This is a genomic window from Pantoea sp. CTOTU50773 (genome assembly GCF_032082325.1).
GTDB lineage: Bacteria > Pseudomonadota > Gammaproteobacteria > Enterobacterales > Enterobacteriaceae > Pantoea > Pantoea communis.
Genome location: NZ_DAMDQC010000263.1, coordinates 1 through 2,594, shown reverse-complemented (window position 1 = coordinate 2,594; position 2,594 = coordinate 1). Strand labels below are relative to the sequence as shown.

General features: G+C 52.5%; 3 protein-coding genes and 1 pseudogene. All 4 read right to left on the bottom strand.

Features of this window, described 5'->3' with window-relative positions; genetic code table 11:
* Positions 1-680 (bottom strand): 1-deoxy-D-xylulose-5-phosphate reductoisomerase (gene dxr / locus RT340_RS22525; RefSeq protein ID WP_313377863.1); only part of this gene is annotated, 680 nt, incomplete at its 3' end.
* Between the two features lie 115 nt (positions 681-795).
* A complete protein-coding gene (gene frr, locus RT340_RS22520) occupies positions 796-1,353 on the bottom strand; it encodes a ribosome recycling factor (protein ID WP_034829486.1) in 558 nt (185 codons plus the stop codon).
* Between the two features lie 143 nt (positions 1,354-1,496).
* Positions 1,497-2,222, bottom strand: coding sequence for a UMP kinase (pyrH, locus tag RT340_RS22515; protein ID WP_034829488.1), 726 nt, complete (start codon positions 2,220-2,222; stop codon positions 1,497-1,499).
* Positions 2,223-2,376: 154 nt separating this feature from the next.
* Positions 2,377-2,594 (bottom strand): annotated as a pseudogene (gene tsf, locus RT340_RS22510) (elongation factor Ts); the annotation flags it as partial.

The window sequence follows — 2,594 nt, the reverse complement described above, 5'->3', positions numbered from 1 at the left end:
TTCATCATGGTGGCCGAATCAACGGAGATTTTACGCCCCATTGACCAGTTCGGATGTGCGCACGCTTGATCTGGCGACATAGCGGCCAAATCCGCTAATGGCGTGTCACGAAAAGGACCACCCGATCCCGTAAGGAGAATAGAATCAATGCCATTCTCTCGCAGATCAGCGTACCCCAACTGATGCTGTATGGAAGCGGGTAAACTCTGAAAAATGGCGTTGTGCTCGCTGTCGACCGGCAACAGCTGTGCCTTGTGATGACGCACAGCCTCCATAAACAGGCGGCCGCACGTGACAAGTGACTCTTTATTCGCGAGTAAAACGGTTTTGCCAGCACGAATTGCGGCAAGTGTGGGTTGCAGCCCAGAGGCGCCAACAATAGCCGCCATCACCTGATCCACTTCATCGAGTGCCGCCAGCTCGCAAGCCGCCTGAACGCCGGAGAGCACTTCGGTAGGAAGATTCAATGCTCTCAGTCGCTCACGCAGCGCTTGTGCGGAGGCTTCATCAGACATCGCCGCATAGCGTGGGGTAAATTGCTGACACTGTTCAGCCATCAGCGCTACGTTTTGACCCGCCACCAACGCGGTGACCTGGTACAAGTCTGGATTGGCTGCGATGACTGCCAGTGTGCTGGTACCAATCGAGCCGGTGGAACCCAGCAGAGTTAATCGCTTCATCATGCTATCCCTGTGACGTCGTGGATCGTGCCTGCAACAGCGCCAGGCACAATGTAAAACGCCGCCAGAGTCGCACAACGTCTCTGAACGGCGTTTTTAAAGGCAGTAGATGGAATTAGAAATCCATCAGTTCCTTTTCTTTTTCGGCCAATGCGACATCAACATTTTTGATATAGCCATCGGTCATTTTCTGGATCTCATCCTGCGAGCGACGTTCGTCGTCTTCGCTGATCTCTTTGTCTTTCAGCAGCGCTTTGATCTTGTCGTTAGCATCGCGGCGCACGTTACGAACAGAAACACGCCCCTGCTCCGCTTCACCACGCACGACCTTGATCAGATCTTTACGACGCTCTTCGGTCAGCGCTGGCAGTGGCACACGAATATCGGTACCTGCTGAGCTTGGGTTCAGACCCAGGTCAGATGCCATAATCGCTTTTTCAACGGCCGGGCTCAGTGAGCGGTCAAACACGTTGATTTTCAGCGTACGAGAATCTTCTACCGTGACGCTAGCCAGCTGACGCAATGGCGTAGGTGTACCGTAGTAAGGCACCATAATGCCGTCGAGCAGTGAAGGCGAAGCACGACCGGTGCGCACTTTGCTGATTTGGTTTTTGAATGCTTCGACGCATTTTTCCATGCGCGTATCGGCATCTTTTTTGATGTCGTTAATCACGTTAAAACCCTTGGATTCGGTTTGACCTGGCCATCTCCGGGCAGCCCGGAAGTGGTATCGATAAACATCGATCATCCTGAAAGCTGCGCGATGCCACTGCATCGCGCCAACAGAATATACCTTATTTTATCTTGCGTCGGGTATTAATGCGTAATCAGAGTGCCTTCTTTTTCACCCATCACTACGCGACGCAGTGCGCCAGGCTTGTTCATGTTGAAGACGCGGATCGGCAGTTGATGGTCGCGAGCCAATGTAAAGGCCGCCAGATCCATCACTTTCAGCTCTTTATCCAGTACTTCGCCATAGGTCAGCTGTTCATACAGCGTCGCGTCCGGGTTTTTCACCGGATCATCTGAATAAACACCGTCAACTTTGGTGGCTTTCAATACCACATCGGCTTCGATTTCGATGCCACGCAGACAAGCGGCGGAGTCAGTGGTAAAGAACGGGTTGCCAGTACCGGCGGCGAAAATCACCACGCGGTTATTGCGCAGCAGGCTGATCGCTTCTGCCCAGCTGTAGTTATCACACACGCCATTCAGCGGAATCGCGGACATCAGACGCGCGTTAACATACGCACGGTGCAATGCGTCTCGCATTGCCAGACCGTTCATCACGGTTGCCAGCATACCCATGTGATCGCCGACCACACGGTTCATGCCTGCCTGTGCCAGGCCAGCGCCACGGAACAGGTTACCGCCACCAATAACCACACCCACCTGGATGCCCAGCTCAACCAGCTCTTTCACCTCTTGCGCCATACGGTCAAGCACGCTCGCGTCAATACCAAAACCTTCGGCACCTTGCAGTGCTTCGCCACTCAGTTTTAGCAGGATACGTTGATATACAGGTTTTGCGTTGGTCGCCATGGTCAATTCTTCCTGGAAGATATGATGAATGAGAAGTTAAATCTGATCGATCATCCGCTTAGCGAACGAAAAAAGCTATTGGGATGAGACTGAAAAGTGGTCCACGCAAAACGCAGACAAAAAAGAACCGCCTTCCGGCGGTTCTTTCGGAGCATTAAGACTGTTTGGACATTGCAGCAACTTCTGCTGCGAAGTCAGCTTCAACTTTCTCGATGCCTTCGCCCACTTCGAAGCGGATGAAGTTAATCACGTCTGCGCCTTTCTCTTTCAGAGCCTGGCCAACAGTTTTGCTTGGATCGATAACGAAAGCCTGACCGGTCAGAGAAACTTCGCCGGTGAATTTCTTCATGCGGCCTTCAACCATTTTCTCTG